Origin of the sequence: Eleftheria terrae, assembly GCF_030419005.1 — a bacterium.
GTDB classification, from domain to species: domain Bacteria; phylum Pseudomonadota; class Gammaproteobacteria; order Burkholderiales; family Burkholderiaceae_C; genus Caldimonas; species Caldimonas terrae.
Genome location: NZ_CP106951.1, coordinates 5,084,426 through 5,109,513 on the forward strand (window position 1 = coordinate 5,084,426; position 25,088 = coordinate 5,109,513).

Annotated in this window: 27 protein-coding genes; 12 read left to right on the forward strand and 15 right to left on the reverse strand. The window is 68.9% G+C overall.

Features of this window, described 5'->3' with window-relative positions; translation table 11 throughout:
- Nucleotides 1–32 precede the first annotated feature (32 nt).
- The 4 genes from N7L95_RS22840 (at nucleotide 33) to N7L95_RS22855 (ending at nucleotide 2,298) form a co-directional block, all read left to right on the forward strand.
- A complete protein-coding gene (locus tag N7L95_RS22840; protein ID WP_301257540.1) occupies nucleotides 33–776 on the forward strand; it encodes an NMCC_0638 family (lipo)protein in 744 nt (247 codons plus the stop codon).
- A 63-nt stretch (nucleotides 777–839) separates the two neighbouring features.
- Nucleotides 840–1,121, forward strand: coding sequence for an HNH endonuclease signature motif containing protein (locus N7L95_RS22845; protein ID WP_301257541.1), 282 nt, complete (start codon nucleotides 840–842; stop codon nucleotides 1,119–1,121).
- A 164-nt stretch (nucleotides 1,122–1,285) separates the two neighbouring features.
- The gene (locus N7L95_RS22850; protein ID WP_301257542.1) at nucleotides 1,286–1,885 is read left to right on the forward strand and encodes a peptidoglycan recognition protein family protein; all 600 of its coding nucleotides are present in this window, start codon (nucleotides 1,286–1,288) and stop codon (nucleotides 1,883–1,885) included.
- The gene (locus N7L95_RS22855) at nucleotides 1,879–2,298 is read left to right on the forward strand and encodes a hypothetical protein (protein ID WP_301257543.1); all 420 of its coding nucleotides are present in this window, start codon (nucleotides 1,879–1,881) and stop codon (nucleotides 2,296–2,298) included. Before N7L95_RS22850 ends, N7L95_RS22855 begins: the two co-directional genes overlap by 7 nt.
- 11 nt (nucleotides 2,299–2,309) lie before the next feature.
- On the opposite strand, the gene N7L95_RS22860 is transcribed toward N7L95_RS22855, so the two are convergent.
- From N7L95_RS22860 to N7L95_RS22870, 3 genes are read right to left on the reverse strand one after another with little or no spacing between them, the layout of a single operon-like run.
- Nucleotides 2,310–3,305 (reverse strand): cytochrome d ubiquinol oxidase subunit II, encoded by a 996-nt coding sequence (locus N7L95_RS22860; RefSeq protein WP_301257544.1) that lies wholly within the window; start codon nucleotides 3,303–3,305, stop codon nucleotides 2,310–2,312.
- Nucleotides 3,302–4,696, reverse strand: coding sequence for a cytochrome ubiquinol oxidase subunit I (locus tag N7L95_RS22865; RefSeq protein ID WP_301257545.1), 1,395 nt, complete (start codon nucleotides 4,694–4,696; stop codon nucleotides 3,302–3,304). Before N7L95_RS22865 ends, N7L95_RS22860 begins: the two co-directional genes overlap by 4 nt.
- Before the next feature lies 1 nt (nucleotide 4,697).
- Nucleotides 4,698–5,273, reverse strand: coding sequence for a GbsR/MarR family transcriptional regulator (locus N7L95_RS22870; RefSeq protein ID WP_301257546.1), 576 nt, complete (start codon nucleotides 5,271–5,273; stop codon nucleotides 4,698–4,700).
- Nucleotides 5,274–5,567: 294 nt separating this feature from the next.
- Here N7L95_RS22870 and coaBC point away from each other — a divergent pair, with 294 nt between their 5' ends.
- Both coaBC and dut read left to right on the forward strand, forming a co-directional pair.
- Nucleotides 5,568–6,812 (forward strand): bifunctional phosphopantothenoylcysteine decarboxylase/phosphopantothenate--cysteine ligase CoaBC, encoded by a 1,245-nt coding sequence (coaBC, locus tag N7L95_RS22875; protein WP_301257547.1) that lies wholly within the window; start codon nucleotides 5,568–5,570, stop codon nucleotides 6,810–6,812.
- Entirely contained in the window at nucleotides 6,809–7,258 is a 450-nt protein-coding gene (gene dut, locus N7L95_RS22880) for a dUTP diphosphatase (protein ID WP_301257548.1), read from the forward strand. Before coaBC ends, dut begins: the two co-directional genes overlap by 4 nt.
- A gap of 67 nt (nucleotides 7,259–7,325) precedes the next feature.
- Here dut and N7L95_RS22885 read toward each other — a convergent pair whose 3' ends face one another.
- Complete coding sequence (locus N7L95_RS22885; RefSeq protein ID WP_301257549.1) at nucleotides 7,326–7,847, reverse strand: FKBP-type peptidyl-prolyl cis-trans isomerase; 522 nt, start codon at nucleotides 7,845–7,847, stop codon at nucleotides 7,326–7,328.
- Nucleotides 7,848–7,873: 26 nt separating this feature from the next.
- Between N7L95_RS22885 and N7L95_RS22890 the strand changes: the two genes are divergently transcribed.
- From N7L95_RS22890 to N7L95_RS22900, 3 genes are all read left to right on the forward strand, one after another.
- Nucleotides 7,874–8,995, forward strand: coding sequence for a JmjC domain-containing protein (locus tag N7L95_RS22890; RefSeq protein WP_301257550.1), 1,122 nt, complete (start codon nucleotides 7,874–7,876; stop codon nucleotides 8,993–8,995).
- A 39-nt stretch (nucleotides 8,996–9,034) separates the two neighbouring features.
- A complete protein-coding gene (locus tag N7L95_RS22895) occupies nucleotides 9,035–9,535 on the forward strand; it encodes a hypothetical protein (protein ID WP_301257551.1) in 501 nt (166 codons plus the stop codon).
- 149 nt (nucleotides 9,536–9,684) lie between these two features.
- Nucleotides 9,685–9,927 (forward strand): hypothetical protein, encoded by a 243-nt coding sequence (locus N7L95_RS22900; RefSeq protein WP_301257552.1) that lies wholly within the window; start codon nucleotides 9,685–9,687, stop codon nucleotides 9,925–9,927.
- Nucleotides 9,928–10,013: 86 nt separating this feature from the next.
- On the opposite strand, the gene N7L95_RS22905 is transcribed toward N7L95_RS22900, so the two are convergent.
- From N7L95_RS22905 to N7L95_RS22935, 7 genes are all read right to left on the reverse strand, one after another.
- Nucleotides 10,014–10,787: an MBL fold metallo-hydrolase gene (locus N7L95_RS22905; protein WP_301260216.1), complete on the reverse strand. Its 774-nt coding sequence runs from the start codon at nucleotides 10,785–10,787 to the stop codon at nucleotides 10,014–10,016.
- 28 nt (nucleotides 10,788–10,815) lie between these two features.
- The gene (gene bamC, locus N7L95_RS22910; RefSeq protein WP_301257553.1) at nucleotides 10,816–11,988 is read right to left on the reverse strand and encodes an NlpB/DapX family lipoprotein; all 1,173 of its coding nucleotides are present in this window, start codon (nucleotides 11,986–11,988) and stop codon (nucleotides 10,816–10,818) included.
- Between the two features lie 88 nt (nucleotides 11,989–12,076).
- On the reverse strand, nucleotides 12,077–12,958 hold the full coding sequence (gene dapA, locus N7L95_RS22915; protein ID WP_301257554.1) for a 4-hydroxy-tetrahydrodipicolinate synthase: 882 nt from the start codon (nucleotides 12,956–12,958) through the stop codon (nucleotides 12,077–12,079).
- 45 nt (nucleotides 12,959–13,003) lie between these two features.
- Complete coding sequence (locus tag N7L95_RS22920; protein WP_301257555.1) at nucleotides 13,004–13,576, reverse strand: class I SAM-dependent methyltransferase; 573 nt, start codon at nucleotides 13,574–13,576, stop codon at nucleotides 13,004–13,006.
- Entirely contained in the window at nucleotides 13,573–14,379 is an 807-nt protein-coding gene (locus N7L95_RS22925) for an SDR family oxidoreductase (RefSeq protein ID WP_301257556.1), read from the reverse strand. Before N7L95_RS22925 ends, N7L95_RS22920 begins: the two co-directional genes overlap by 4 nt.
- 1 nt (nucleotide 14,380) lies before the next feature.
- Nucleotides 14,381–14,524, reverse strand: coding sequence for a hypothetical protein (locus N7L95_RS22930; RefSeq protein ID WP_301257557.1), 144 nt, complete (start codon nucleotides 14,522–14,524; stop codon nucleotides 14,381–14,383).
- A 7-nt stretch (nucleotides 14,525–14,531) separates the two neighbouring features.
- A complete protein-coding gene (locus N7L95_RS22935; protein WP_301257558.1) occupies nucleotides 14,532–15,746 on the reverse strand; it encodes an MFS transporter in 1,215 nt (404 codons plus the stop codon).
- A gap of 104 nt (nucleotides 15,747–15,850) precedes the next feature.
- Here N7L95_RS22935 and N7L95_RS22940 point away from each other — a divergent pair, with 104 nt between their 5' ends.
- Genes N7L95_RS22940 through parC form a run of 3 tightly spaced genes read left to right on the forward strand, consistent with a single transcriptional unit; the run spans nucleotide 15,851 to nucleotide 20,718 of the window.
- Nucleotides 15,851–17,839, forward strand: coding sequence for a DNA topoisomerase IV subunit B (locus tag N7L95_RS22940; RefSeq protein WP_301257559.1), 1,989 nt, complete (start codon nucleotides 15,851–15,853; stop codon nucleotides 17,837–17,839).
- 1 nt (nucleotide 17,840) lies between these two features.
- Nucleotides 17,841–18,368, forward strand: a complete 528-nt coding sequence (locus N7L95_RS22945; RefSeq protein WP_301257560.1) for a GNAT family N-acetyltransferase — start codon at nucleotides 17,841–17,843, stop codon at nucleotides 18,366–18,368.
- A gap of 25 nt (nucleotides 18,369–18,393) precedes the next feature.
- A complete protein-coding gene (gene parC, locus N7L95_RS22950; RefSeq protein ID WP_301257561.1) occupies nucleotides 18,394–20,718 on the forward strand; it encodes a DNA topoisomerase IV subunit A in 2,325 nt (774 codons plus the stop codon).
- A 130-nt stretch (nucleotides 20,719–20,848) separates the two neighbouring features.
- Here the strand turns inward: parC and N7L95_RS22955 are convergent, their stop codons facing one another.
- From N7L95_RS22955 to N7L95_RS22970, 4 genes are all read right to left on the reverse strand, one after another.
- Nucleotides 20,849–21,364: a hypothetical protein gene (locus N7L95_RS22955; RefSeq protein ID WP_301257562.1), complete on the reverse strand. Its 516-nt coding sequence runs from the start codon at nucleotides 21,362–21,364 to the stop codon at nucleotides 20,849–20,851.
- A gap of 18 nt (nucleotides 21,365–21,382) precedes the next feature.
- Nucleotides 21,383–22,261 carry a phosphonopyruvate hydrolase gene (locus N7L95_RS22960; protein ID WP_301257563.1) on the reverse strand — a complete coding sequence of 293 codons (879 nt, stop codon included), beginning with the start codon at nucleotides 22,259–22,261 and terminating at the stop codon, nucleotides 21,383–21,385.
- A 100-nt stretch (nucleotides 22,262–22,361) separates the two neighbouring features.
- Nucleotides 22,362–24,017 carry an ABC transporter permease gene (locus tag N7L95_RS22965; protein ID WP_301257564.1) on the reverse strand — a complete coding sequence of 552 codons (1,656 nt, stop codon included), beginning with the start codon at nucleotides 24,015–24,017 and terminating at the stop codon, nucleotides 22,362–22,364.
- A complete protein-coding gene (locus tag N7L95_RS22970; protein WP_301257565.1) occupies nucleotides 24,017–25,081 on the reverse strand; it encodes an ABC transporter ATP-binding protein in 1,065 nt (354 codons plus the stop codon). Before N7L95_RS22970 ends, N7L95_RS22965 begins: the two co-directional genes overlap by 1 nt.
- Nucleotides 25,082–25,088: the final 7 nt, after the last annotated feature.

The following is a 25,088-nucleotide window of genomic DNA, read 5'->3' on the forward strand; positions in this document are numbered from 1 at the left end:
AGCCAGCGCCGCGGGGGGAGGGAGCAATGCAGATGGATCGCAATTGGAGGCAGGCTGCCGCCCGGGCGGCACGGGCGCTGGGATGTGCCGCGCTGCTGGGTTCGGTGCCGGCCCACGCCCAGGCGCAGGCCCAGCCGGAGCCGCAGCCAGAGACGGCGGCCGAGACCGCACCGGTGCTGCCCGCGCGCATCGAAAGCACGCCGCTGGAGCCGACCGGCCCGGCCCCGGCAGCGGCCGCGGCACCGGGCGCGGCCCTGGTGGCGCAGGGCCGCGCGGTGGCCCGTGCCTTCGTCGATGGCTGCGTGCTCACCGAAGGCGACCTGACCGGCGCCACCGATTGGGCCCTGTCCGCCGGCTTCGAGCCGCGCGACGCGCAGGCGCCCGAGGCCAGTACCTTGCTTGACGGCCACACCGGCTCGGTGTTCGCACAGCCCGAAGGCGGCATTAAGCTCTATCTGGTGGTGCTGACTGACGGCGGCTGCACCGTCTGGGCCGAAGGGGTGAGCGGCCCGGCCGTGCACCAGGAGTTCCAGCGCGCGATGGCCGAACTGGGCGCCAAGGGCGCCCGTGTGAGCAAGGGCACCGAGCGCAACATCGATCGCGGTGGAGCCTGGCGGCGCCAGCTGCAGCTGCGCTACCGCCGCGTCGGCGGCAGCCAGGACTGGGGCCTGAACGTGGTCACCACGCTCGACGCGCCGCCCGGTGTGCAGGCACTCCACCTGGCACGTGCACCGGCCGCCACCCTTCCCGACCCGGACGGCCTGCCGGCCCGCTGAAGCCCGATGGTCGCGCGCAGGAGCTTGCGCGGTGCGCAGCCCTTTGGGTCGATGGCGGAGCCGGTGCCCCCCTGCCCACTGTGTGGCCGGCCCATCGTGCCCGGCCCGAGTGCAGACGAGCACCACCTGGTGCCCAAGAGCGAAGGGGGCCGCGACAAGACCCTGGTGCACCGGGTGTGCCATCGCAAGATCCACGCGACCTTCTCCGAAAAGGAGCTGGCACGTGGCTACGCCAGCTGGGAAGCGCTGCGCGGGCACCCCGAGATCGCCAGCTTCGTGCAGTGGGTCCGCAAGAAGCCGCCGGAGTTCAATGACGGCAGCGCGAGGCCCAGGCGCCGCCGCTGACGCTTCGGATGGCGCAACTGCCGCCCCGAGCGGGGTGCGTGGCGCATCTGCCACTTCCTCTCCCGCCTGTCTTCCCGATTGCACCTTTCAACGACGCTTAACGGATTTTCACCTCGTTCGTTCTCATAGTAAGTGACTACTTCACTGCTTCGGGGAGGAATGAATTGCTGAAAATCAGCGAGAAGGGCCATGTCGACGATGCCCGAATCCGGCTCGCCATCCGCCCGCAGATCGAACGCGGACCCTTGCACCGGGTGCGCGGCCTGATCGTGCATCAGACCGGCGGCGCCACCGCAGCCTCGACGCTCGATGCCTACCGCCATGCAGGCAACGGCGCTCACTTCCTGATCGACAAGGACGGCACGGTCTACCAGACGGCGTCGGTCCGTCGCCGCTGTGCCCACGTGGGGCGGCTGCGGGCCCGTTGCGTGGCTGAAGGCCGTTGCACGCCGGGCGAGGCGCAGGCGCTGCAGGCCATGTCGCCGGCGATCCGCCACCAGTACGAGATGCGCAAGCAGGTGCCCGACCGCTATCCCTGCAACGAGGACAGCCTGGGCATCGAACTGGTGGGACAGGCGCTGCCACTCGATGAGCCCGACCCCGACCGGCGCACCTACGAGCCGGTCAGCGCCGAGCAGAACATCGCGCTGCGGTGGCTGGTGATGGCCCTGCGGGCCCATTTCGACTTGCCGGCCAGCGAGGTGTTCCGGCATCCGCAGGTCTCGCAAAAGAACGCCACCGAGGCGGCGAGCGCGTCATGGTGAAGGCGGCACTGTGCCTGCTCGCCTCGCTCGGCGTTGCAGCCGCGCAGGCGCAGCAGCGCGTCGGCTCGCCGGCCGGGTTGCCTGCGACGCTGAGTGTGGACGTGCAGGAGAACGGCGCCTGGACGGACGAGATCAGCGGCGACGAGACGCCTGAACAATGTGCCGCCTTCGTCCTGGCGCCCGACGATGTGCGCGAGTTCTTCCGCCGGGCCCGCGGCGCCAGCCCGCGGGAGTTTGGCCATGACCTCGACATGTCGCGCTGCCATGCGCGCGGCAGCCTGCGTTTGGCCGACGGCCGGCCGGCCGGCTGGTTCATCGACCGTGAACGCCGCGGCCGCCTCACGCTGCCGGACGGGCGCACCCTCTACTTCCATTGCGGCGAGTGCCGCACGCCCGCCTTCGAGGCGCCTTGACGGGCCGCCCCTCAGGCGTAGCTCAGCTCGCCGGTCTTGCCCCAGAACACCCGGTAGGCAAAGAAGGTGTAGCCGATGATGGCGGGCACCGAGACGGCCGTGCCGGCCAGGATGACCACCAGCGAGTTGCTGGCCGCGGCGGCTTGCCAGATGGTGAGGCGGTCCATCACCACATAGGGGTAGAGGCTGTAGGCCAGGCCGAAGAAGCCCAGCACGAAGACGCTGACCACGAGCACGAAAGGCGCCCAGCACAGCTTGCCGCGCACCCGCGACGAATTCAGCAGACCGCGCAGCGCTGCCAGGGCGAGTCCGGTGCTCAGCGGAATCGGCAGCAGCGCGATGAACTCGGGCAGGCTGAACCAGCGTTCGCGCACCGTGGTGCTGACCACCGGCGTGGCCAGCGAGATCAGCGCGATGCCGATCACCACGGGCCCCCAGGCCAGCTTGGCCCAGCGCTGGGCCTTGGCCTGCAGCGCACCTTCGGTCTTCATGAGCAGCCAGCAGGCGCCGAGCAGGACGTACGCAGCCGGCAGGGCCAGCGCAATGGCGGCCGCGAAGGCCGCGGCCAGCGCGCCGTCGGCGAAGCCGGTGACATAGCGGCCGAGCATCCAGCCCTGCGCCATGGCCGCAATGCCGGAGCCGGCGAAGAAAGCCCGGTTCCACAGCGGCTTGTGGCGGGCGTGCACCTTGACGCGGAAGTCGAAGGCCACACCGCGCAGCATCAGGCCGATCAGCATCACCGCGCTCGGCAGGTAGAGGGCGGTGAGCACCACCCCATGCGCCTTCGGAAAAGCGATCAGCAGGATGCCGACGCCCAGCACCAGCCAGGTCTCGTTGGCGTCCCAGAAGGGGCCGATGGACGCGACCAGGGTGTCTTTCTCGCGGTCGTCGGCCCGGTGCATCAGCAGGCCCACGCCAAGGTCGTAGCCGTCCAGGACCACGTAGGCGAGCATCGCCAGCCCCATCAGGGCCATGAAAACGATGGGCAGCAGGGTGTCGATGTTCATGCGGGGCTCCGGTCGGTCTCGGGCAGGGGCGCGGTGAGCGCGGCGCTGGGGCTGTGGCGGCGCTCGGCCGCCTCGTGGCGCAGCACTTCCTCGGGCTTCTCGGCCATGTAGCGCAGCACGGCGATGTAGGCCACGATCAGCGCCAGGTACACCGCCAGGTAGGCTGCCAGCGTCAGCGCGATCATCGGCGGCGGCACCCGCGCCGCCACGTCTGCGGTGCGCAGCAGGCCGTGCACGATGAAGGGCTGGCGACCGATCTCGGTGACATACCAGCCGGCCACCGTCGCAACCCAGCCCGAGAACGTCATGCCGGCCACCAGCCACAGGTAGGCCCGTGGCAGCCGCTCGGCCTGCCAGCCATGGCGCCGGTAGAGCCACACGCCCATCCAGCTCACCGCCAGCATCAGCACGCCCACCCCCACCATCACGCGGAAGCCGAAGAACAGCGGCGCCACCGGCGGATGTGCACCGCGGAATTCATCCAGGCCGCGGATCTCGCCATCGGCGTCATGGGTGAGGATCAGGCTGGCGGCCCGCGGAATGCCCAGCTCGAAGTGATTGCGACGTTGCTGCTCGTCGGGCAGGGCGAACAGCAGCAGCGGCGCGCCCCGCTCGGTCTGCCAGACACCTTCCATCGCGGCGATCTTCTGCGGCTGGTGCTTGAGGGTGTTGAGCCCGTGCAGGTCGCCGACGAAGATCTGCACCGGAATCAGCACGGCCGCCACTGTCAGGCCCACCCGCAGCACGCGGGCGGTGGCCCGGTTGGCAGTGCCGCGCAGCAGCTGCCAGGCGCTCAGGCCGGCCAGCAGGAAGGCCACCGTGAGCCCGGAGGCCAGCAGCATGTGTGCCAGCCGGTAGGGGAAGGAGGGGTTGAACACCACCTCCAGCCAGGACCGCACGTGGAACTCGCCGTTGACGATTTCATGACCGGCGGGCGTCTGCAACCAGGAGTTGAGGCTCAGGATCCAGAAGGCCGACATGGTGGTGCCGAAGGCCACCAGGAAGGTGGCCAGCAGGTGCACCCGCTCCGACACCTTGCCGTGGCCAAACAGCATCACGCCGAGGAAGGTCGCCTCCAGGAAAAACGCAGTCAGCACCTCGTATCCGAGCAGCGGGCCGGCCACATTGCCCACCCGTTCCATGAAGCCAGGCCAGTTGGTGCCGAACTGGAAGCTCATCGTGATGCCCGACACGACGCCCAGGGCGAAGGTGAGGGCGAACACCTTGGTCCAGAAGCGGTAGGCCGTCAGCCAACCGGCGGCCTGGGTCCTGAGCCAGCGCCAGCGGAAGAACAGCAGCGTCCAGCCGAGCGCGATGCTGATGGTCGGAAAGAGGATGTGGAAGGTGATGTTGGCGGCGAACTGGATGCGCGAGAGCATGAGGGCGTCCATGTCATTCCTCCTTCGCCGCGGCCTTGCCGCCCGGCAGCAGCTTCACCTTGCCGGTGAACTCGAGCAGCTTCTGCACCTTGGAGCCCATCTTCATCAGCTGAGACAAGGTCTGGGCATCGAGCCGCCGCACGTCGTCGAACCAGGTCATGAGCAGCTCGATCAGGTCGTGCATGTCCTTCATGCGTTCCTGGGCGATGCGGTCTTCGTCGGTGGTCGGCTCTTCGAGCAGGGCGTTGCGCAGCATCGAGAGGGTCGGCTCGATCTCGCGCCGGCGTCGCTCCTCGGCCAGGCGGTTGAAGATCTCCCAGGCATCGGAAGGCGCCTCGAAATACTCGCGCCGGTCGCCGGCAAGGTGCTTGAGCCGCACCAGGCGCCAAGCCTGCAGTTCCTTCAGGCCCATGCTGACGTTGGAACGCGAGAACTCCAGCCGCTCGGCGATCTCGTCGGCGTTGATCGGGCGGGGCGACACGAAGATCAGTGCGTAGATCTGGCCCACGGTGCGGTTGATCCCCCAGCGGCTGCCCATTTCGCCAAAGTGCGCGACGAAGCTGCGTACCAGGGGTGACATCGAATACATGAGGCGTCCTCTTCTGCTCTTGAGTAAGCGCAAGTATCAACTGAATTTTCAGGAATTTCTGAAAATTCGGGAAAACCTCGTTCCTCAGTCGGAATAGCCGGGCCTGCCACAGGCGCTGCGGCGCCCCGATAATCGGGCCCCGTTGTGCGGCGGATCCCGGCGCGGCCAGGAGCTTCGCGTGCCGTGCGGCGGCCACGCCCGCTTCACCGGGCGGGTGGCCGCAATAGGAAAGCCGACGCCTGCGTGAACCACTGCCGCCCATCCACCGCTCGAGACCCTGAGGAAAGGCCCGTCATGACCGCCCCCCTGCAACTGAACGGCAAGCGCGTGCTGCTCGCCTTGTCCGGCGGCATCGCCTGCTACAAGAGCGCGGAGTTCGTGCGCCTGCTGACCAAGGCGGGGGCCGAGGTGCAGGTGGTGATGACCGAGGCGGCCGAGCGCTTCATCACTGCCGTGACGCTGCAGGCGCTGTCGGGCCGGCCGGTGGTCACCAGCCAGTGGGACGCGCGCGAGCCGAACAACATGGCCCACATCAACCTGACGCGCGGGGCGGATGCCATCGTCATCGCACCGGCCAGCGCCGATTGCATCGCCAGCCTGGCCCAGGGCCGGGCCGACGACCTGCTCAGCCTGCTGTGCCTCGCACGGCCATGGACGGCCGGCGAGCAACGCTGCCCGCTGCTGCTGGCGCCCGCGATGAACCGCGAGATGTGGGCCCACCCCGCCACCCAGCGCAACCTGGCCCAGGTGGTGGCCGACGGCGCCGTGCTGCTCGGCCCGGGCCACGGTGACCAGGCCTGCGGGGAAGTCGGTGACGGCCGCATGCTGGAGCCGGCCGAGTTGCTGGAAGACCTGATCGCCTACTTCCAACCCAAGGCGCTGCTCGGCCGCACGGTGCTGATCACGGCCGGGCCCACCTTCGAGGCGATCGATCCGGTGCGCGGCATCACCAACCTGTCCAGCGGCAAGATGGGCTTTGCCCTTGCGCGAGCCGCCCGCGAAGCGGGGGCTGCGGTGACCCTGGTGGCCGGCCCGGTCGACCTGGCGACGCCGCGCGGAGTCCATCGCATCGACGTGCGCAGCGCCCAGCAGATGCACGACACGGTGCTGCCGCTGGCCAGCGGCCATGACGTCTTCGTGGCGACGGCCGCGGTGGCCGACTGGCGGCCCGCGACGCTGGCCGAGCACAAGATCAAGAAGGACGGCAAGAAGCTCGCCCCGACCTTCGAGCTGACCGAGAACCCGGACATCCTGGCTGCAGTGGCGGCCCTGCCGCTGCGGCCCTACTGCGTCGGCTTTGCCGCCGAGAGCGAGCAGCTGCTCGCACACGCCCGCGCCAAGCTCGAGCGCAAGGGCATCCCGCTGATCGTCGGCAACCTCGGCCCGGCCACCTTCGGCCGAGACGAAAACGCCTTGCTGCTGGTGGACGCCCAGACCCACCGGGAGCTGCCCCCGGGCGGCGGCACCGCCGACAAGCTGACGCTGGCGCGCCAGCTGGTGCAAGAAATCGCCGCCCGCATCGCCCCTCACTCCGTATGACGACCATTGACCTGCAAGTGCTCGACCCGCGCGTGGCCGAGCAACTCCCCGCCTATGCGACACCCGGCAGCGCCGGGCTCGACCTGCGTGCCTGCCTGGACGAAGCCCTGGTGCTGGAGCCGGGGCAGACCCGGCTGATCCCGACCGGCCTGGCCATCCACATTGCGGACCCCGGCCTGGCGGCCCTGGTGTTGCCACGCTCGGGACTCGGGCACAAGCACGGCATCGTGCTCGGCAACCTGGTGGGCTTGATCGACTCCGACTACCAGGGCCAGTTGATGGTGAGCTGCTGGAATCGCGGCAGCACGACGTTCACCATCGAACCGATGGAGCGCATCGCGCAACTGGTCATCGTGCCGGTGGTGCAGGCCCGCTTCAATGTGGTGGAAGCCTTCTCGGTGTCCGAGCGAGGGGCCGGCGGCTTCGGCTCTACCGGCAAAGGCTGAGAGGAACCTGCGCGGCGCGCCCTCCAAGGACTGCCGCGCCGGGCGAGGGCCGCCCGGCGGAAGATGGTCAGTGCAGCTGCGAGCCGCCGGGCACGGTGTTGAGCACCGTCACGGCAGGCTGGCCGACCGTGCCCTGCTCGATTTCTTCTTCGGTGGCGGCACGCACCCCGGCCACTTTCAGGCTCAGGCGTAGCGCGATGCCCGCCAGCGGATGGTTGCCATCGAGCACCACGTGGGTCTCGTAGACCTCGGTGATGGTGTAGATCTGGTCGTTCGGCATGCCCTGGGTGGTGGCCCCTTCGGGGAGACCGTCGAACTGCATGCCGGGTTCGACATGCTCCGGGAAGATGCTGCGTTCCTCGAAGAACACCAGCTCGGGGTTGTAGTCGCCGAAGGCATGCTCGGGTTCGAGCTGGATCTGGGTCTCGAAGCCGGCTTGCTGGCCTTCGATGGCCTCTTCGACCTTGGGGAGCAGGTCGTCGCCGCCGTAGAGAAACTCGACCGGTTCGGCCAGTTCGTCGATCAGGTGGCCGAGGGTGTCTTGGAGCCTCCAGGTGAGGCTCACCACGCAGGGAGTGGAAATCAACATCGGGCAATCATCGCACAATGCTTCTCATGGACATTACACAAAAGCTGTCATTGCTCGGGGGTCTGACGCCCGAACAATTCATGCGTCGCCACTGGCACAAGAAACCCCTGCTGATCCGCCAGGCCGTGGCGCTGGCGCAGCCGCTCGTCTCCCGCTCGGAGCTGTTCGAGATGGCGGCCAGCGAGGATGTTGAATCCCGACTCATCGTGCAGGAGGGCAACGGTGGCTGGTCGCTCAAGCGCGGCCCGTTGCCGCGCCGGTCCTTGCCGCCGACGACCCAGCCGGGCTGGACCGTGCTGGTACAGGGCGTGGACCTGCACCGCGACGCCGCCCACGATCTGCTGCAGCAATTCCGCTTTGTGCCCGATGCCCGGGTGGACGACCTCATGGTGTCCTGGGCCAGCGACGGAGGTGGCGTCGGGCCGCACTTCGATTCGTATGACGTGTTCCTGCTGCAGGTGCAGGGCCGCAGGCGCTGGCGCATTGGCCGCCTGGAAGATCCGCAACTGCAGCCTGACGTGCCCCTGAAGATCCTGCAGAACTTCATCGCGGAAGAGGAGTTCGTGCTGGAGCCGGGCGACATGTTGTACCTGCCGCCACGTTGGGCCCATGACGGCGTGGCCGAGGGCGAATGCATGACGGCGTCGATCGGTTTTCGGGCCCCGGCCCGCACCGAACTGGCGCGCGAGATCATGGTGCGCATGCTCGAGGCGGTGGAGGCAGAGGGCGACAGCCCGCTCTACCGCGACCCGCGCCAGCCGGCCACCGAAACGCCCGGCGCGATTCCCGAGGGCCTCGCCGACTACGCTCGCGACGCCCTGCAGGCCTTGCTGCGGGACGAGGCCTCTCTGCAGTGCGCCTTGGGCGAGTACCTGAGCGAGCCCAAGCCGCAGGTCTGGTTCGAGGTGGGCGATGCGGCTGACCTGTCGGGCGGGGTCAGGCTCGACCGGCGCTCGCGCATGATGTATGACGAGCGGCATGTCTTCTTCAACGGCGAGTCCTACCGAGCCGGTGGCCGCGATGCGAAGCTGATGCGCGTTCTGGCAGACAGCCGCTGCCTCGATGCGCGCCAGGTGTCGCAATTGAGCGAAGGGGCGCGTGAGTTGCTGGAGCGCTGGGGCGACGACGGCTGGCTGCATCCTGCCTGATGCATGGCCGGCCTGCCTGGCGGTTTTTAGAACGAGGAGATGTCGATGACTGAGAGCGGCGTGTTATCCACCAGCTTCGACTCGCGCCACGCCTTCCAGCAGGCCGTGCGCACCGCCTTCGAGCTGGCAGCCGAGCGCGGTTGTGCCGAGCTGTGGCTGTGCGACGTGGATTTCGCGGACTGGCCGCTGGGTGAACGCAGCCTGGTCGACTGCCTGACCCGCTGGGGCTATGCCCATCGCAAGCTCAAGGTGATGGCTTGCCACTACGACGAGGTGGTGCGCAGCCACCCTCGCTGGGTCACCTGGCGACGTGACTGGGCCCATGTGGTGGAGTGCCGGGCCATCGGGCATCTCTCGCCGGAAACCGTGCCGCGAGCATGGCTAGCACCAGGACATTGTTCGGTGCGGCTGCTGGACCCGTTACGCTATCGCGGTGTTGTCGATACTTCCGCTGCTGACTTGATCCGAATCGAGGAAGCGCTGCAGGAAGTGTGGCAGCGAAGCGTCTCCGCCTTCCCCGCCACCACGCTGGGACTATGAATGGTGGTTTACCCTAGGCTATAATTTTTGGTTAGGCGTGGAAAAGCATCACAGAAGATGCATGCTCCAAGTCTTGGTTGGGACTCAGCACACGAGGAGGGGTTCCGACAATTACCGGTGATTGGTCGAAACTTTTTGAGGAATAAGGAATGAAAAAGTCGCTTCTGTTGGCTTCCGTGATTGCTGCTCTGGCCCTGGCTGCTTGCGGCAAGAAGGAAGAGCCGGCTCCCGCTGCGGAAACCACCACGCCGGCTGCCACCACGCCGGCTGACGTCGCTTCTGCTGCTCCGGCCGAAGCTGCTTCCGCTCCCGCTGACGCTGCTTCCCCGGCTGCTGACGCTGCGTCTCCTGCTGCTGCTGCCGACGCTGCTTCGGCCGCCGCTTCGCAGTGAGCCTCACACAGACGTGACGAAAAAGCCGCCTGATGGCGGCTTTTTTGTTGCTGGGGGTAAGGCGTGTTGCGCCTTGCTCGCCCGCCTCAGGCGGTGAGCCACTCGAAGCCGAGGTCCTGCCGAGCCACGACAATGTCCTCTGTCGTGCAGCCCAGCGCGCCCGCGAGCGCTTCCGCCGCATGCGCGGGCGTGTTGTTCTGTTCGCTCAAATGGGCGGCCACCACGTGCTTCAGTGCGGCATGCGCACTTGCTTGCAGGATGGCGGCGGCCGTCGCATTGGCCAGGTGGCCGTGCCGGCCGGCGATGCGTGCCTTGAGAAAAGCGGGATACCGGGACCGCTGCAGCATCTCCGGATCGTGATTGCACTCCAGCAGCAGCGCGCCGCAGCCCTGCAGGTGCGCCAGCAGGTGGGGGGTGATGCTGCCCGCGTCAGTGAGGATGCCGAGCTTGGCAGCCCCGTCCGTGAAGCTGAGCTGAAGCGGCTCGCGCGCGTCGTGCGGCACCGTATAGGGCATCAGCTGCAGATCGCCGACCACGATGGCGTCGCCGTCGCGTGCCCAGTGCAGCTGCCCGCCCATTTGCGGCTCACCCAGTGCCTGCCAGGTGCCGTGGCTGGTCCAGACCGGTACCTGGTGCTTCTGTGCCAGCGTGGCTGCGCAGCCGACATGGTCGCTGTGTTCGTGCGTGATGAAGACCGCGTCCAGCTCGGCGCTGGTCAGTCCCAGCCGGGCCAGCCGGCGGTCCAGTTCGCGCAGGGAGAAGCCGCAATCGACCAGCACCCGGGTGCAGGTGCTGCCGCTGGCGGCTTCGACGAGGGTGGCATTGCCGGCACTGCCGCTGCCCAGACTGCAGAAGCGGATCATGAACGGTGCGCCGGACAGGCCAGGCTTACTTCAGGTCCTCGGCCAGCAGCTTGACGATGCGCTGCGCGGCTTCGCCAGGTTCCGGCGTGCCCTGGGCATTGAGCACCGTCACCTGCGTGCGTTGCTCGTTCTCGCCTTTCACCAGTACGCGGTAGCGTGCCGGCGCATTGCTGTCGTCGGACTTGCCGCCGCCGAACCAGCGGCTGAGCAGGCCGGGCTCGCGGCGGTCCTTCTCGGCCGACGGCGCGATGAAGCGCACGAAATAGAGGCCCTGGGCGCGATCGCGGTCCTCGACCGTGAAGCCGCTGCGATCGAGCGACAGGCCCACCCGGCGCCAGGCCCGGTCGAAGCCCTCGTCCAGCTGCACGGCGGGGCCGCTGGTGCCGCTGACCACCCGGGCGCGTGCCGGCGCGGTCGGCGTGGCCAGCACTTCCTTGGCCTGCTCGGGCTTGACACCGAGCTTGACCATCAGGCGGCTGAGCATTTGCGCTTCCAGTGCTTCGTCGGCGTCACGCGGTTGCCACTTCGTGGCGTCCTGTTGCTGGCTGGTATAGACCTCCACCATGCCGCGATGGCTGATGTAGATCTCGCTGCCGGTGGCGGTGCGCTCGATCCGGGTGCGGAAACGGTCCAGTTCGCCGGTCGAGTACAGCGACTCCAGCACCCGGCCGACGGTGCGACGGATGATGTCCATCGGCAGCTTGGCGCGGTTCTCCGCCCAATCGGTTTCCAGCACGCCGGTTTGCGGCGAGTCGGTCGTCAGGCTGAAGCCCGCCTCTTGCCAGAATTCCTTCAGCTGCGGCCACAGCTGCTCGGGCGACTGGTTGACCACCAGCCAGCGCTGGCTGCCGGCGCGTTCGAGCCGCAGGTCGCCGATCGCGCTGGGCGCGACGCCGGCCGAGCCGGTGGTGGTTGTCTGGGCGGCCGTGGGCGCCGGGGTGTTGGCCTGGTAGGCCGCCGCGCTCACGCTGCCGCTGGCCGGCACCTGGTAGCGGGCATCGGTGCTCAGCTGGGTGAGGTCGGGCGGCACCTCCAGCCGGGCCGACTTGGCGCCGCTGGAGCGGTAGTCGACCTTGTCGCCCTCAAGCATGGAATTGACCGAGGAGCAGCCGGCCAGGGCGCTCAGGGCAAGTGCGGCCGCGGTGAGGCGGACAGTGGGTGCGGCGGGCCGGTTCAAGGGCGCATTCACAGAAGACATCTCCGGTTCAATGTGCTCGGCAGGGCGGGCCAGGGTCGGACGACCCTGGCGGCCACGCCCCTGCCGGGGCGGCGTCCGAGCGAAGGGCTCAGAGCAGTTCCGCTTCACGCAGCGCGGCTTCCATCGCTGCGTGGTGGGCGGCAGAGAAGGGCACCAGCGGCAGCCTCAGGGCGGCGCCGGCCTTGCCCAGGCGGGCCAGGGCCCACTTGACGGGGATCGGGTTGGCCTCGACGAACAGCAGCTTGTGCAGCGACAGCAGCTTCAGGTGGAGGGCCGCTGCGCGCTTGGCATCGCCGGCGATGGCGGCCATGCACAGCTCGTGCATCGCCTTTGGCGCGACGTTGGCGGTGACGCTGACATTGCCATGGCCGCCCAGCAGCATCAGGGCGAAGGCGGTCGGGTCGTCACCCGAATAGATCGAGAACCCCTTGGGCGCCTGCTTGATGAGCCAGGCGGCGCGGTCGATGTTGCCGGTGGCTTCCTTGATGCCCACGATGCCGGGCACCTCGGCGAGGCGCAGCACGGTCTCGTGCTGCATGTCGGCCACCGTGCGGCCGGGCACGTTGTACAGCACCACCGGGATGTCCACCGCCTCGGCGATGGCCTTGAAGTGCTGGTACATGCCTTCCTGGGTCGGCTTGTTGTAGTAGGGGACCACCTGCAGCGTGCAGTCCGCCCCCACTTTCTTGGCGTACTTGGACAGCTCGATCGCCTCGCGCGTCGAGTTGGCGCCGGCGCCGGCCATGATGGGCACGCGCCCCTTGGCATGCTCGACCGCGACGCGGATGATCTCCGCCTGCTCCTCGACCGTGACGGTCGGCGACTCGCCGGTGGTGCCGACCACGCCGATACAGTCGGTGCCTTCGGCGATGTGCCAGTCGATCAGTGTGCGCAGCGTGTCGAAGTCCACGCTGCCGTCTTCGTGCATCGGGGTCACGAGGGCGACGATGCTGCCAACAATCGGGGTCATGGGATGTTCCTCAGAATCCGGCGATTTTACCCACGGGGCGGGGGCTCAGTTTTGCAGCGCGTGGAGCACGGCGCTGCCGGCCGCTGCGGGACGCACCGCAACCAGCCGCTGCACGCAGCGCTGCGGCTCGTGCAGCAAGCCGTTCTCGTAGGCCACCACCTGCAGCCCGGCCTCGGCGGCCAGCGCCAGCAGCTCGCCGGGGCGCAACAGGAAATCGGGGTTGGATGGCCGGCCGTAGCGCTCGTTGCCCAGGCTGAACGTCTCGTAGAGGAGCACGCCGCCGTCGGCGAGGCTGCCGGCCACGGTAGGCAGCAAGGCCCGCCAGAGGTAGTTGGTGACCACCACTGCGTCGAAGCGGCGGCCGGCCAGCGGCCAGGGGCCGCACTCGATGTCGGCGACGATGATCTCTGCCAGCGGCCGCAGCGGCTCGACGGCCGCCGCATCGCGGTCCACGCCGGTCACCTGGCAACCGCGTTGCGCGAACCAGCGCAGGTGGCGGCCACTGCCGCAGGCGACGTCCAGCACGCGCGCGCCGGCGGGCACCAGGTGCGACCAGCGCTGCACCCAGGCAGAGGCAACGCCCGGCCTTGCGGGCGGCGGCAGCAGCGGCCCGCTCACGCTCCTTGCCCCGATTTGTTCAGCGCCGCCAGAGCCATGCGGTCGACCATGCGTGGCGCCAGCAGCTTGAGCCAGCGGCCCAGCTTGCCCTTGGCGCTCATCACGATGTCACGGCGACGGCGTTCGGCGCCGTCCAGAATCAGGCGGGCGCAGGTCTCGACGCTCATCGCGCCGCGCTCGTCCAGGCCGCTGACCCCGGCCGGCTGGCCGGCGGCGTTGAAGCCACGGTAGCGGATGTCGGTGGCGACCACCCCGGGGTAGGCGAGCGTGACCGACACCCCGCTGTCCTGCAGCTCGACGCGCAGGGCCTCGAAGAAGCCGGTCTGGGCGAACTTGGTGCTGCAGTAGGCGGTGCGGCCCGGCACGCCGACCAGGCCGGCCAGGCTGCTGACCGCCACGATGCGGCCACGGCTGGCCTTGAGATGCGGCAGCGCGGCGTGGGTGCACCAGACGCTGCCCCAGTGGTTGATGCGCATCAGCTGCTCGTACCAGGCCAGGTCCTGCACCTCCTGCAGCAGGGCGTGGGCGGACATGCCGGCGTTGTTGACCAGCATGTCGATGCGCCCGTGTGCCGCGACAGTGGCGTCGATCAGGGCCCGGCAGTCGGCTTGCACGCCGACGTCGCAGCGCCACACCAGCACCTGCGCGCCGCTGTCGCGGCAGCGCGCGGCCACGGCCTCGAGCTTGTCCAGGCTGCGCGCGGCCAGCACCAGCGCGAGGCCGGCGCCGTCACGCCGGGCCATCTGGCGGGCCAGCTCGGCGCCGATGCCATCGGAGGCGCCGGTGATGACGACCACCTTCATGTCAGAAGCAGCTCCATAACTGGTTGGCAAGCTCCACCACCAGCACCGGCTGCCAGTACCAGGCGAACACCACCAGCAGCACGGCCAGGCCCAGCGCCCAGGCGAGGGCGCGCAGCCAGCGGGGCGCGGGGTGGCGGTCTTGCATCAGCACATCATGCCGCCTGCGGGGCGGCGCGTGCAATGGCGCCTTCCCGCACCGGCAGGTTCACGACGGCGGCGAACAGGCCCAGCGCGACCGAGATCCACCACACCACGTCGTAGCTGCCAGTGGCGTCGTAGAGCTTGCCGCCGAGCCAGACGCCCAGGAAGGACCCCACCTGGTGCGAGAAGAACACGAAGCCGCCCAGCATCGACAGGTACTGCACGCCGAAGATCTGCGCGATCACCGCATTGGTGGGCGGCACGGTGGACAGCCACAGCAGCCCCATCACCGCCGAAAAGGCGTAGACGCTGGCAGCGGTGGGCGGTGCGGCCAGGAAGGCGAGGATCGCCACCGAACGCAGCAGGTAGATGGCCGACAGGATGTAGCGCTTCGGGAAGCGCTGGCCGAGCAGGCCGGCGCTGTAGGTGCCGAAGACGTTGAACAGGCCGATCAGCGACAGCGCACCGGTTGCCACCTCCGGCGGCAGGCCGTGGTCCTTCAGGTAGCTGGGCATGTGCACGCCGATGAACACCACCTGGAAGCCGCAGACGAAGTAGCCTGCCATCAGCAGCCGGAAGCTGGGGTAGGCGAAGGCCTCGCGCAGCGCCTGGCCGATGCTCTGGCCGGCCGCCTTCGGGCCGCTGGCCTGCGGCTCCTTCAGCCCGAAGCCCAGCGGCATGATGGCCAGCGCCAGGCAGCCGAGCAGGAACAAGGCCTCCTGCCAGCCCACTGTGCGGATCAGCCAGCTCTCCACCGGCACCATCAGGAACTGCCCGAAGGAGCCCGCCGCGGCGGCCACCCCCATCGCCCAGGAGCGCTTCTCGGGCGCCACGTTGCGGCCGATGACGCCGTAGACCACCGCATAGGTGGTGCCCGATTGCGCCATGCCCAGCAACACGCCGGCGCTGCCGGTGAAGGCCAGCCCCGAGGCGGACACTGCCATCAGCGCCAGCCCCGCGGCATACAGCAGCGCGCCGCCCACCAGCACGCGGAAGGCGCCGAAGCGGTCGGCCAGCATGCCGGCGAAGGGGCCAGCCAGGCCCCACATCAGGTTCTGCACCGCCAGCGCGAAGGCGAAGGTCTCGCGGCTCCACTGGCGGTCCATGGTCACCGGCTGCAGCCACAGGCCGAAGCCGTGGCGGATGCCCATCGAGAGGGTGACGATCATGGCGCCGCAGATCAGCACCTGCGTCATCGAGAGTTTGGGCGGGGCGGAGGCTTGCATCGTTTTGCAACTGTAGCGAAAGGCGCACGAGCCTGCTGGCGCGGCCCGCGATGTGGGCCAGCCCGCTGAAAATGGCCTTCGCGACACGCCTAGAATGCGCCGCCATGGCTACCAAACCCAGCAGTTCCAAACCCGACGGCTCGTATGGCGAGGCGTCCATCCGCGTCCTCAAGGGCCTGGAGCCCGTCAAGCAGCGCCCGGGCATGTACACCCGGACCGACAACCCGCTGCACATCGTCCAGGAAGTCATCGACAACGCGGCCGACGAGGCGCTGGCCGGCCACGGCAAGCGCATTGCGGTGACGGTGCATGCCGACGGCTCGGTCAGCGTGCACGACGAGGGTCGCGGCATTCCCTTCGGCCTGCATCCGGAAGAGAAGGTGCCGGTGGTGGAGATCGTCTTCACCCGGCTGCATGCCGGCGGCAAGTTCGACAAGGGCTCGGGCGGCGCCTACAGCTTCTCGGGCGGCCTGCACGGGGTGGGCGTGAGCGTGACCAACGCGCTGGCCCGGCGCCTGGAGGTGGCGGTCTGGCGCGACGGCCAGGCGGCCAGCCTTGCCTTCAGCGGCGGCGACGTGATCGAGCCGCTGAAGAAGCGCAAGGCCGACAGCGGCGACCGCAAGAGTGGCACCAGCGTGCGCGTCTGGCCGGATGCCAAGTACTTCGAGAGCGCGGAGCTGCCCAAGAACGAGCTGGTGCACCTGCTGCGCAGCAAGGCCGTGCTGATGCCGGGCGTCACGGTGACGCTCACCTACGAGAAGTCGGGCGAGACCCAGACCTGGCTGTACAAGGGCGGCCTGCGCGACTACCTGATGCAGACGCTCACCGCCGATCCGGTGATCCCGCTGTTCGAAGGCGAGCACCATGCCAGTTCGGGCGAGACCGAGAACTTCGCCGAGGGCGAGGGCGCGGTCTGGTGCGTCGCCTTCACCGAGGACGGCGCGCCGATGCGCGAGAGCTATGTCAACCTGATTCCCACGGTGGCCGGCGGCACCCACGAGGCCGGCCTGAAGGACGGCATGTTCAACGCCGTCAAGGGCTTCATCGAGCTGCATTCGCTGCTGCCCAAGGGCGTGAAGCTGATGCCGGACGATGTGTTCTCGCGCGCCAGCTTCGTGCTGTCGGCCAAGGTGCTGGACCCGCAGTTCCAGGGCCAGACCAAGGAGCGCCTGAACAGCCGCGATGCGCTGCGCCTGGTGTCCACCTTCGTGAAGCCGGCCATGGAGCTGTGGCTGAACCAGCATGTGGACTACGGCCGCAAGCTGGCCGAGCTGGTGATCAAGCAGGCCCAGGCCCGCCAGCGTGCGGGCCAGAAGGTGGAAAAGAAGAAGGGCTCCGGCGTGGCCGTGTTGCCCGGCAAACTCACCGATTGCGAAAGCCGCGACCTGTCGCTCAACGAGGTCTTCCTGGTCGAGGGTGATTCGGCCGGCGGCAGCGCCAAGATGGGTCGCAACAAGGAAACCCAGGCCATCCTGCCGCTGCGCGGCAAGGTGCTGAACGCCTGGGAGGTCGAGCGCGACCGCCTGTTCGCCAACAACGAGATCCACGATATCGCGGTGGCGATCGGCGTGGATCCGCACGGCGTGAACGACGAGCCGGACATGAGCGGGCTGCGCTATGGCAAGGTCTGCATCCTGAGCGACGCCGACGTCGACGGCTCGCACATCCAGGTGCTGCTGCTGACGCTGTTCTTCCGCCACTTCCCGAAGCTGATCGAGCGGGGCCACCTCTACATCGCCAAGCCGCCGCTGTTCCGGGTGGATGCACCGGCGCGCGGCAAGAAACCGGCCGCCAAGATCTACGCGCTCGACGAGGGCGAGCTGACCGCCACCCTCGACAAGCTGCGCAAGGAAGGCTGCCGCGAGAACGCCTGGAGCATCAGCCGCTTCAAGGGCCTGGGCGAGATGAGCGCCGAGCAGCTGTGGGAGACCACGCTCAACCCCGACACCCGCCGGCTGCTGCAGGTGGCCTACGGCACACTGGACTTCGCCGACACGCAGGCGTCCATCAACAAGCTGATGGGCAAGGGCGAGGCGCAGTCACGCCGCGAGCTGATGGAGCTGCACGGCGACGCGGTGGAAGTGGACGTGTGACGTGATAGGCAACGCACGCATCCGGCTGCGGCCGACCCTGATCGACGACCTGGGCTACGTCATCTCGGTCGAGACCGACCCGGACAACCTGCCGTCCATCACTCCCTGGGACCGCACCCAGCACGAGGCGGCGGTGCGTTTCCCCGACTTCCGCCACTTCATCGTCGAGGCCGGCGACGCGCTGCAGCCGGTGGGCTTCGTGATCCTGGTGGGCTGCCGCAACCGGCACCGCTCCATCGAGCTCAAGCGCATGGTGATCCAGCCCAAGGGGCAGGGCCTGGGACGGGCCTGCCTGCGGCTGCTCAAGAAGATCGCCTTCGAGGACCTGGGGGCGCACCGCTTCTGGCTCGACGTGAAGGTGCACAACACCCGCGCCAAGGCCCTGTACGACGGCGAGGGTTTCGTTGAGGAAGGCCGGCTGCGCGAGTGCGTGCGCACCGACGAAGGCTACGAGTCGCTGGTGGTGATGTCCCTGCTGCAAGCCGAATATGCCGCCCGCTGCGACGCGGGCCTGGAAGCCGCGGCCTGAGCCCGGCGTGACCGACAACTGAACGATGACGCAAGACACGATCGACCTTTTCAGCGGCACCACCGGCGGCAACGCCGGCGACGAGCTGACCCTGGCCCACTATGCCGAGCGGGCCTACCTGGAGTACGCGCTGTCGGTGGTCAAGGGCCGCGCGCTGCCGGACGTCACCGACGGGCAGAAGCCGGTGCAGCGGCGCATCCTTTATTCGATGGCGCGCATGGGGCTGGCCTTCACCGGCGCGGGCGGCGCCAAGCCGGTGAAGAGCGCGCGGGTGGTCGGCGACGTGCTGGGCCGCTTCCACCCGCACGGCGACCAGGCCGCCTATGACGCGTTGGTGCGCATGGCGCAGGACTTCTCGCAGCGCTACCCGCTGATCGACGGCCAGGGCAACTTCGGCTCGCGCGACGGCGACGGCGCGGCGGCCATGCGCTACACCGAGGCGCGGCTGGCGCCGATCGCCCGGCTGCTGCTGGACGAGATCGACGAGGGCACGGTCGAGTTCATGCCCAACTACGATGGCTCGACGCAGGAGCCCCGGCAGCTGCCGGCGCGCCTGCCTTTCGTGCTGCTCAACGGCGCCAGCGGCATCGCAGTGGGCCTGGCGACCGAGGTGCCCTCGCACAACCTGCGCGAGGTGGCCGCCGCGGCGGTGGCCCTGATCAAGAACGAGAAGCTCACCGACGACGAGCTGTTTACCCTGCTGCCCGGGCCCGACTACCCTGGCGGTGGCCAGATCATCAGCAGCGCCGCCGACATCCGGGACGCCTATGCCAGCGGCCGTGGCAGCCTGAAGGTGCGGGCGCGCTGGAAGATCGAGGACCTGGCCCGTGGCCAGTGGCAGCTGGTGGTGACCGAGTTGCCGCACGGCACCAGCACACAGAAGGTGCTGGAGGAGATCGAGGAGCTGACCAACCCGAAGGTCAAGGCCGGCAAGAAGGCCCTGTCCGCCGAGCAGCAGCAGCTCAAGGCCAACATCCTCAGCGTGCTGGACGTGGTGCGCGACGAGTCGAGCAAGGACGCCGCGGTGCGCCTGGTGTTCGAGCCCAAGACCAGCAAGATCGACCAGCAGGAGCTGATCCGCTTCCTGCTGGCGCACACCAGCCTGGAAAGCTCCGCGCCGGTCAACCTGACCATGGTGGGCGCCGATGGCCGGCCGACGCAGAAGTCGCTGCGACAGGTGCTGGTCGAATGGATCGGCTTCCGCCTGGCCACCGTGCAGCGGCGCACGCGCCACCGGCTGGACAAGGTGCTCGACCGCATCCACGTGCTCGAAGGCCGGCAGCTGGTGCTGCTGAACATCGACGAGGTGATCCGCATCATCCGTCATTCGGACGACCCGAAGGCGGCGCTGATCGAGCGCTTCAAGCTCAGCGAGCGGCAGGCGGACGACATCCTCGAGATCCGGCTGCGCCAGCTGGCGCGGCTGGAAGCGCTGAAGATCGAGCAGGAGCTCAAGGACCTGCGTGTCGAGCAGGCCAAGCTGGAGGACATCCTCGGCAACCCTGCCAGCCTGAAGCGCACGGTGGTCAAGGAGATCGAGGCCGATGCCAAGACCTTCGGCGACGAGCGCCGCACGCTGATCCAGGAGGACAAGCGCGCGGTGGCCGAGGTGAAGGTCATCGACGAGCCGGTGACGGTGGTGGTGAGCCAGAAGGGTTGGGTGCGTTCGCGCCAGGGCCATGGGCACGACGCGGCGAGCTTTGCCTTCAAGGCGGGCGACGGGCTCTACGGCACCTTCGAATGCCGCACGGTGGACACGCTGCTGGTGTTCGGCAGCAACGGCCGGGTCTACACCGTGCCGGTCAGCGGCCTGCCGGGCGCGCGCGGCGACGGCCAGCCGGTGACGACGATGATCGAGCTGGAGTCGGGCTCGCAGCCGGCGCACTACTATGCCGGCCCCGCCGACACCACCTTGCTGCTGGCCAGCACCGCGGGCTACGGCCTGATGGCCAAGCTGGGCGACATGATGTCGCGCCAGAAGGGCGGCAAGGGTTTCCTCACGCTGGACGAGGGTGCCCGGCTGTTGCCGCCGGCGCCGGTCGGCAGCAGCACACGGGTGGCCTGCCTGGCGCTGAGCGGGCGGCTGCTGGTGTTCGGCATCGACGAGTTGAAGCTGCAGCCCAAGGGCGGGCGCGGCCTCACGCTGATGGAAGTCGATGCCAAGGACCCGCTGGTGTCGGTCGCCGCCTGCGGCACCAGCCTGCGGGTGCTGGGCACCGGCCGTGGCGGCAAACCGAAGGACGAGGAGCTCAAGGGTGCGGCGCTGTCTGGCTACGCCAGCAAGCGGGCGCGCAAGGGCAAGCCGGCCGACCTGGGCATGAAACCGCAGCGCGTGCTCGCCGGCGGCTAGGCCGGCCGGAGCGGCCGGCGGCGGCTGCTGCGCGCGGCGAGCAGGGCCCCGGCAGGCGGTGCCTGTCGGGCCGTACCGCCGCGGTGGACGCGCATGATGGCCTGCCGCGAGTGGGCCGGCGCTGCCGATTTCAGCCGTTCACCGTGGCGTCGACGTCGTACTTGTCCTTCAGGATCTCGAGGATGCGGCGGCGCAGGGCAGTGCACTCCTCGTCCTCCAGCAGCGTGAACTTGGCGGACCAGCTCGCCGAATCGACATAGTCGGGAAACTTCGGCGACTCGCCCCAGCGCCAGTCCGGGTCCTGCGCTCGCGGGCTGCGCCCGAAGATGTGCAGGTGCACGCGCCGATGGTCCTGCACCGACTTCGGGCCGCGGGGCTCGGCCAGCTCGTTGAGGGCCCAGTTGCCGGCCTCCCAGTAGTTGAGGCAGCCGCCTTGCAGTTGCGGCAGCACCTCCAGCATGGCCTGGCCGGTGGCGGCCACCAGGAAGCTCCACTCCATCAGCTCGGTGCGCGTCAGCTCGCTGCGCTCCCACACCGGGCGCGGCGGATTGACGATGAGATGGCCGCCGTCTTCGCGCCCGATCAGCGGTTTGGGCGGCAGGCAGACCGTGCCGGCACGGCAGGAAATCAGCTGGGTCTCGTTCATGGAACTCCTTCCTTCAAGTTATCGGAGAAAGCGCTGCTCGATGCTGCGCATGTGCGCATCGCCTTGCAACTCCACGATCTCCGCCACCGTCGGCAGGCCGGGCTCGACGCCCAGCAGTCCGCCGTCCTGGCGGATCTGGCGGAACACGCTGCGCCAGGCAGCGACGGCCGCCCGGATGGCGTGGTTGCCATAGATCACCACCGCCACCTTGCCCAATGCGGCGATGTCCCGCTCGGTCAGCCGGGGGTAGGCGGTGGGCACCAGCACCAGCGGTGCCCGGCCCGGCCAGGCGGCGACGAAGGCGAGGATCTCGTCCGGCGTCTTCTGCTTCGAATGGACCAGGATGGCGTCGGCGCCGGCCTCCTCGTAGGCCAGGGCGCGGCGAATGGCCTCGGCCTGGCCGCGGCCGGCGATCAAGGCCTCGGTCCTCGCGATGACGCACAGGTCGCGGTTGTCGCGCGCAGCGCAGGCGGCCTCCACCTTGCCCTGGAACTCCTCGATGCGGACCAGCTCCTGCCGGCCGCCTTCGCGCAGGCTGGTGTCCTTCGGAAAGCTCTTGTCTTCCATGACCAGGGCCGAGGCCCCGGCGGCTTCGAACTGGGGGACGATGTAGGAGACGCTCACCGCATTGCCGAAGCCGGTGTCCACGTCCGCGATCAGGGGCACTGACAGCACGGCCGCCATGGCACGGCACATCTCGAGGTGGCTGCTCATCGGCAGGATGCTGGCGTCGGGCACGGCATGGCTGGCCGAGAGTTCGAAGCCGCTGGCCCACACGCCACCGAAGCCGGCTTCCTCGGCCAGCTTGGCGACCAGGGGGTTGTGGGCGGCCATGGCGGTGAACAGCTGGCCGCTGCTCAGAGCCGCGCGGAAGGCGCGGTGCTTGTCGTGATGCATGGTGGTCTCGGCTGGTAGCGGGCAGGTGGCGATCTGATGGCGGCGCCAAGGCCGGCGCCGGGATCGCAGCCCGTGGGCGCCAGTGGTCGGCGAAGCGGCTTCACTGCAGCGATGTTAGTCGCAGGCGGAAGACCCACCGGGCCAGCACCAGGGGAATGAAGATGGCCACCAGCAGCAGCACGCTGTAGGCGCTGGCCAATGCCAGGCGGCCGCTGTCCACTTGCTGGAAGATCTCGATCGGCATGGTGCTCATGCCGCCGAAATACAGCACCACGGTGGCGGACAGCTCGGACAGGCTGGTGATCCACATCAGCACCGCGGCCGCCGCCACAGAAGGGCCGATGACCGGCACCACCACCTGGAAGAAGGTGCGCAAGGGACCCACGCCGAGGCTCATGGAGGCGTCTTCGAGGTGGTCCTTGACGTTGTGCAGCGGGCCCGCGGCAGCCCGCACGCTGCTCGGCACGCGGCGCAGGAAGTAGGCCAGCGCCATGATGGGCCAAGTGCCCGCCAGTACCAGCCATCCCGAACTGAAGGCCTGCGCCAACGCGATGCCGAGTACCGTGCCGGCGACCGTCAGCGGCAGCATCACCAGCAAGTCGAGCCCGGCGGTGAAGACGGAGCGCCGCTTGACCACCAGGTAGGCCGTGACGACCGAGAACAGCACGCCGGCGGCCGTCGCCACCGCGGCCAGGAACAGCGAGTTGTAGAGCGGCTCGGGCGCGCGCATCAGCGCCGATTCGAAGTGCCGGAGCGTGAACTCGCCGTAGTGCAGGATCGGCCCGGCCGACGGCGTGAAGGCGGTCAGCAGCACGACCACCGTCGGCAGCGCGGACAGCAGCACCAAAGCGAGCACGCCGCCGGTCGCTAGCGCGGCACGCCAGCCGCTCAAGGGCACCGGCAGCGGTGGCCGCCCCGATTCCATCTGGTACTGGCGACGTTCCACGACGAGCTTCTGCAGGAGCAACAGCACACTGCCGAGCAGGACCAGCACCGACGCCGTGGCGGCCGGCATCTGCGGATCGCCGCCCATCTCGCTGACGAATTCGTTGTACGCCTTCACGGCAAGCACGGGAATGCGCGGGCCCAGGATCGCCGGTATGCCGAAACTGCCGATGACGTGCGTGAAGACCACCAGCACGGCGGCGAAGACCGAGGGCATCAGCAGCCGCACGGTGACCGTGCGCATGACGCGCCCCGGCGGGCTGCCCAGGCTCAGGGCCGCTTCTTCCAGGCCGCGGTCCATCGACTTCAGGCCCACCAGCACGGCGACGAAGGCGTAGACGTAGTGGTCCAACGTCATGACGAAAACGAGGCCCCACCAGGTATAGAGCGAGGGCAGCTGCCAGCCCCAGCGCGCCAGCCATTCGTTGACCAGGCCCTGCTTGCCCAGCACCAGCACCCAGGCGGCGGCCACCACCACGTCCGGGATGACCAGGGTCAGCAGCGGCAAGGCCGCCACCCATCCAGCCAGCGGGAAGCTGCAGCGAGCCACCGCGAAAGCCAGGCCGCCGCCCAGCAGTACGGCGCCGAGCGTCACGGCAGCGCCAAGCACCAGGGTGTTCAGCAGCACCGTGCGGTACTGGGCTTCGGAGAAGAAGCGCAGGTAGGCGCCCCAGCCGGTGCTCCCGTCGGAGGCCACGAGCGATTGCCCCAGCATCCCGAGCAAGGGCCAGACGAGGAACAACAGCATCACGCCGAGGGCCAATCCGGTGAGGGCGGTCCAGGCCGGGTCGCGGCGCCAGCCGAGCAGCATCAGTCGCGCTCCACCATGTGGGCATCGGTGGGCAGGCGCAGCAGCACCGGCTCGCCAGGCTGCCGCAGGCGCTGCTGCTGCTGCGAGAGCACGTCCACCTGCAGCGTGCCGGCCGGGGTGCCGACGGTGTAGGCCGTGATTCCCCCGCGGAACTCGGCCCGCTCGACAATGCCGGCCAGTTCCCCTTCGGCCGCCGGCCGGGCGTCGGTCAGCACGATGTCCTCGCTGCGCACTGCGAAGCTCGCTGGCGGGGAGCAGGCGCTGGCGTTGCCGCTCAACAGCACGCCGCCGGACGTCTTGAAGCGGCGCCTGCCGTTTGCGTCGGCCGGCAGCTCCTCGATGATCGGCAGCAAGTTGGCGCGGCCGACGAAATCGGCAACGAAGGGCGTGCGCGGCGTGCGGTAGACCTCGCGCGGTGTGCCGAGCTGGACAATGCGGCCCCGGTCCATCACCGCCACAATGTCGGAGAGCGCAAGCGCCTCTTCCTGGTCGTGCGTGACGAACACCGTTGTGATGCCGGCCTCGGCCTGCAGTTCACGCACCATGGAGCGCAGCTCCACCCGCAGCTTGGCGTCCAGTGCGGACAGCGGCTCATCGAGCAGCAGCAGCCGAGGCTCGATGACCAGGGCCCGGGCCATCGCCACCCGCTGCCGCTGCCCGCCGGAGAGGCTGGCCGGCGAGCGCTGCGCCACCGCTTCGAGCCCCACCCGGCGCAGCATCGCAGTGGCACGGGCGGTCGATTCGGCTCGCGGGACCTGGCGTGCCGAGAGCCCGTAGCGCACGTTCTCCAGCACCGAGCGGTCGGGGAACAGCGCGTAATCCTGGAACACCATGCCGACGCCGCGCCGATGCACCGGCACCGAGGTCACATCCTGCTCGCCGAACAGGATGCGCCCTTGGTCGGGCCGGACAAAGCCAGCCAGCATGCGCAGCAAGGTGGTCTTGCCGCAACCCGAGGGGCCCAGCAAGGTGAAGAAGGCGCCGGCCGGGATGCAGAGGTTGAGGTCGGCGAACAGCGCTTGGCCGGCGTAGCTTTGGCGGATGTTCTCGCAGGTGACGCGCACTGTGGCT

What these genes read in the sequence shown, in the direction of transcription:
- N7L95_RS22840 (WP_301257540.1), top strand. Translation starts at nt 33, where the DNA reads ATGGATCGCAATTGGAGGCAGGCTGCCGCCCGGGCGGCACGGGCGCTG.
- N7L95_RS22855 (WP_301257543.1), top strand. Translation starts at nt 1,879, where the DNA reads ATGGTGAAGGCGGCACTGTGCCTGCTCGCCTCGCTCGGCGTTGCAGCC.
- N7L95_RS22860 (WP_301257544.1), bottom strand. Translation starts at nt 3,305, where the DNA reads ATGAACATCGACACCCTGCTGCCCATCGTTTTCATGGCCCTGATGGGG.
- N7L95_RS22865 (WP_301257545.1), bottom strand. Translation starts at nt 4,696, where the DNA reads ATGGACGCCCTCATGCTCTCGCGCATCCAGTTCGCCGCCAACATCACC.
- N7L95_RS22870 (WP_301257546.1), bottom strand. Translation starts at nt 5,273, where the DNA reads ATGTATTCGATGTCACCCCTGGTACGCAGCTTCGTCGCGCACTTTGGC.
- coaBC (WP_301257547.1), top strand. Translation starts at nt 5,568, where the DNA reads ATGACCGCCCCCCTGCAACTGAACGGCAAGCGCGTGCTGCTCGCCTTG.
- dut (WP_301257548.1), top strand. Translation starts at nt 6,809, where the DNA reads ATGACGACCATTGACCTGCAAGTGCTCGACCCGCGCGTGGCCGAGCAA.
- N7L95_RS22885 (WP_301257549.1), bottom strand. Translation starts at nt 7,847, where the DNA reads ATGTTGATTTCCACTCCCTGCGTGGTGAGCCTCACCTGGAGGCTCCAA.
- N7L95_RS22890 (WP_301257550.1), top strand. Translation starts at nt 7,874, where the DNA reads ATGGACATTACACAAAAGCTGTCATTGCTCGGGGGTCTGACGCCCGAA.
- N7L95_RS22895 (WP_301257551.1), top strand. Translation starts at nt 9,035, where the DNA reads ATGTCGATGACTGAGAGCGGCGTGTTATCCACCAGCTTCGACTCGCGC.
- N7L95_RS22900 (WP_301257552.1), top strand. Translation starts at nt 9,685, where the DNA reads ATGAAAAAGTCGCTTCTGTTGGCTTCCGTGATTGCTGCTCTGGCCCTG.
- bamC (WP_301257553.1), bottom strand. Translation starts at nt 11,988, where the DNA reads ATGTCTTCTGTGAATGCGCCCTTGAACCGGCCCGCCGCACCCACTGTC.
- dapA (WP_301257554.1), bottom strand. Translation starts at nt 12,958, where the DNA reads ATGACCCCGATTGTTGGCAGCATCGTCGCCCTCGTGACCCCGATGCAC.
- N7L95_RS22925 (WP_301257556.1), bottom strand. Translation starts at nt 14,379, where the DNA reads ATGAAGGTGGTCGTCATCACCGGCGCCTCCGATGGCATCGGCGCCGAG.
- N7L95_RS22930 (WP_301257557.1), bottom strand. Translation starts at nt 14,524, where the DNA reads ATGCAAGACCGCCACCCCGCGCCCCGCTGGCTGCGCGCCCTCGCCTGG.
- N7L95_RS22935 (WP_301257558.1), bottom strand. Translation starts at nt 15,746, where the DNA reads ATGCAAGCCTCCGCCCCGCCCAAACTCTCGATGACGCAGGTGCTGATC.
- N7L95_RS22940 (WP_301257559.1), top strand. Translation starts at nt 15,851, where the DNA reads ATGGCTACCAAACCCAGCAGTTCCAAACCCGACGGCTCGTATGGCGAG.
- parC (WP_301257561.1), top strand. Translation starts at nt 18,394, where the DNA reads ATGACGCAAGACACGATCGACCTTTTCAGCGGCACCACCGGCGGCAAC.
- N7L95_RS22955 (WP_301257562.1), bottom strand. Translation starts at nt 21,364, where the DNA reads ATGAACGAGACCCAGCTGATTTCCTGCCGTGCCGGCACGGTCTGCCTG.
- N7L95_RS22960 (WP_301257563.1), bottom strand. Translation starts at nt 22,261, where the DNA reads ATGCATCACGACAAGCACCGCGCCTTCCGCGCGGCTCTGAGCAGCGGC.
- N7L95_RS22965 (WP_301257564.1), bottom strand. Translation starts at nt 24,017, where the DNA reads ATGCTGCTCGGCTGGCGCCGCGACCCGGCCTGGACCGCCCTCACCGGA.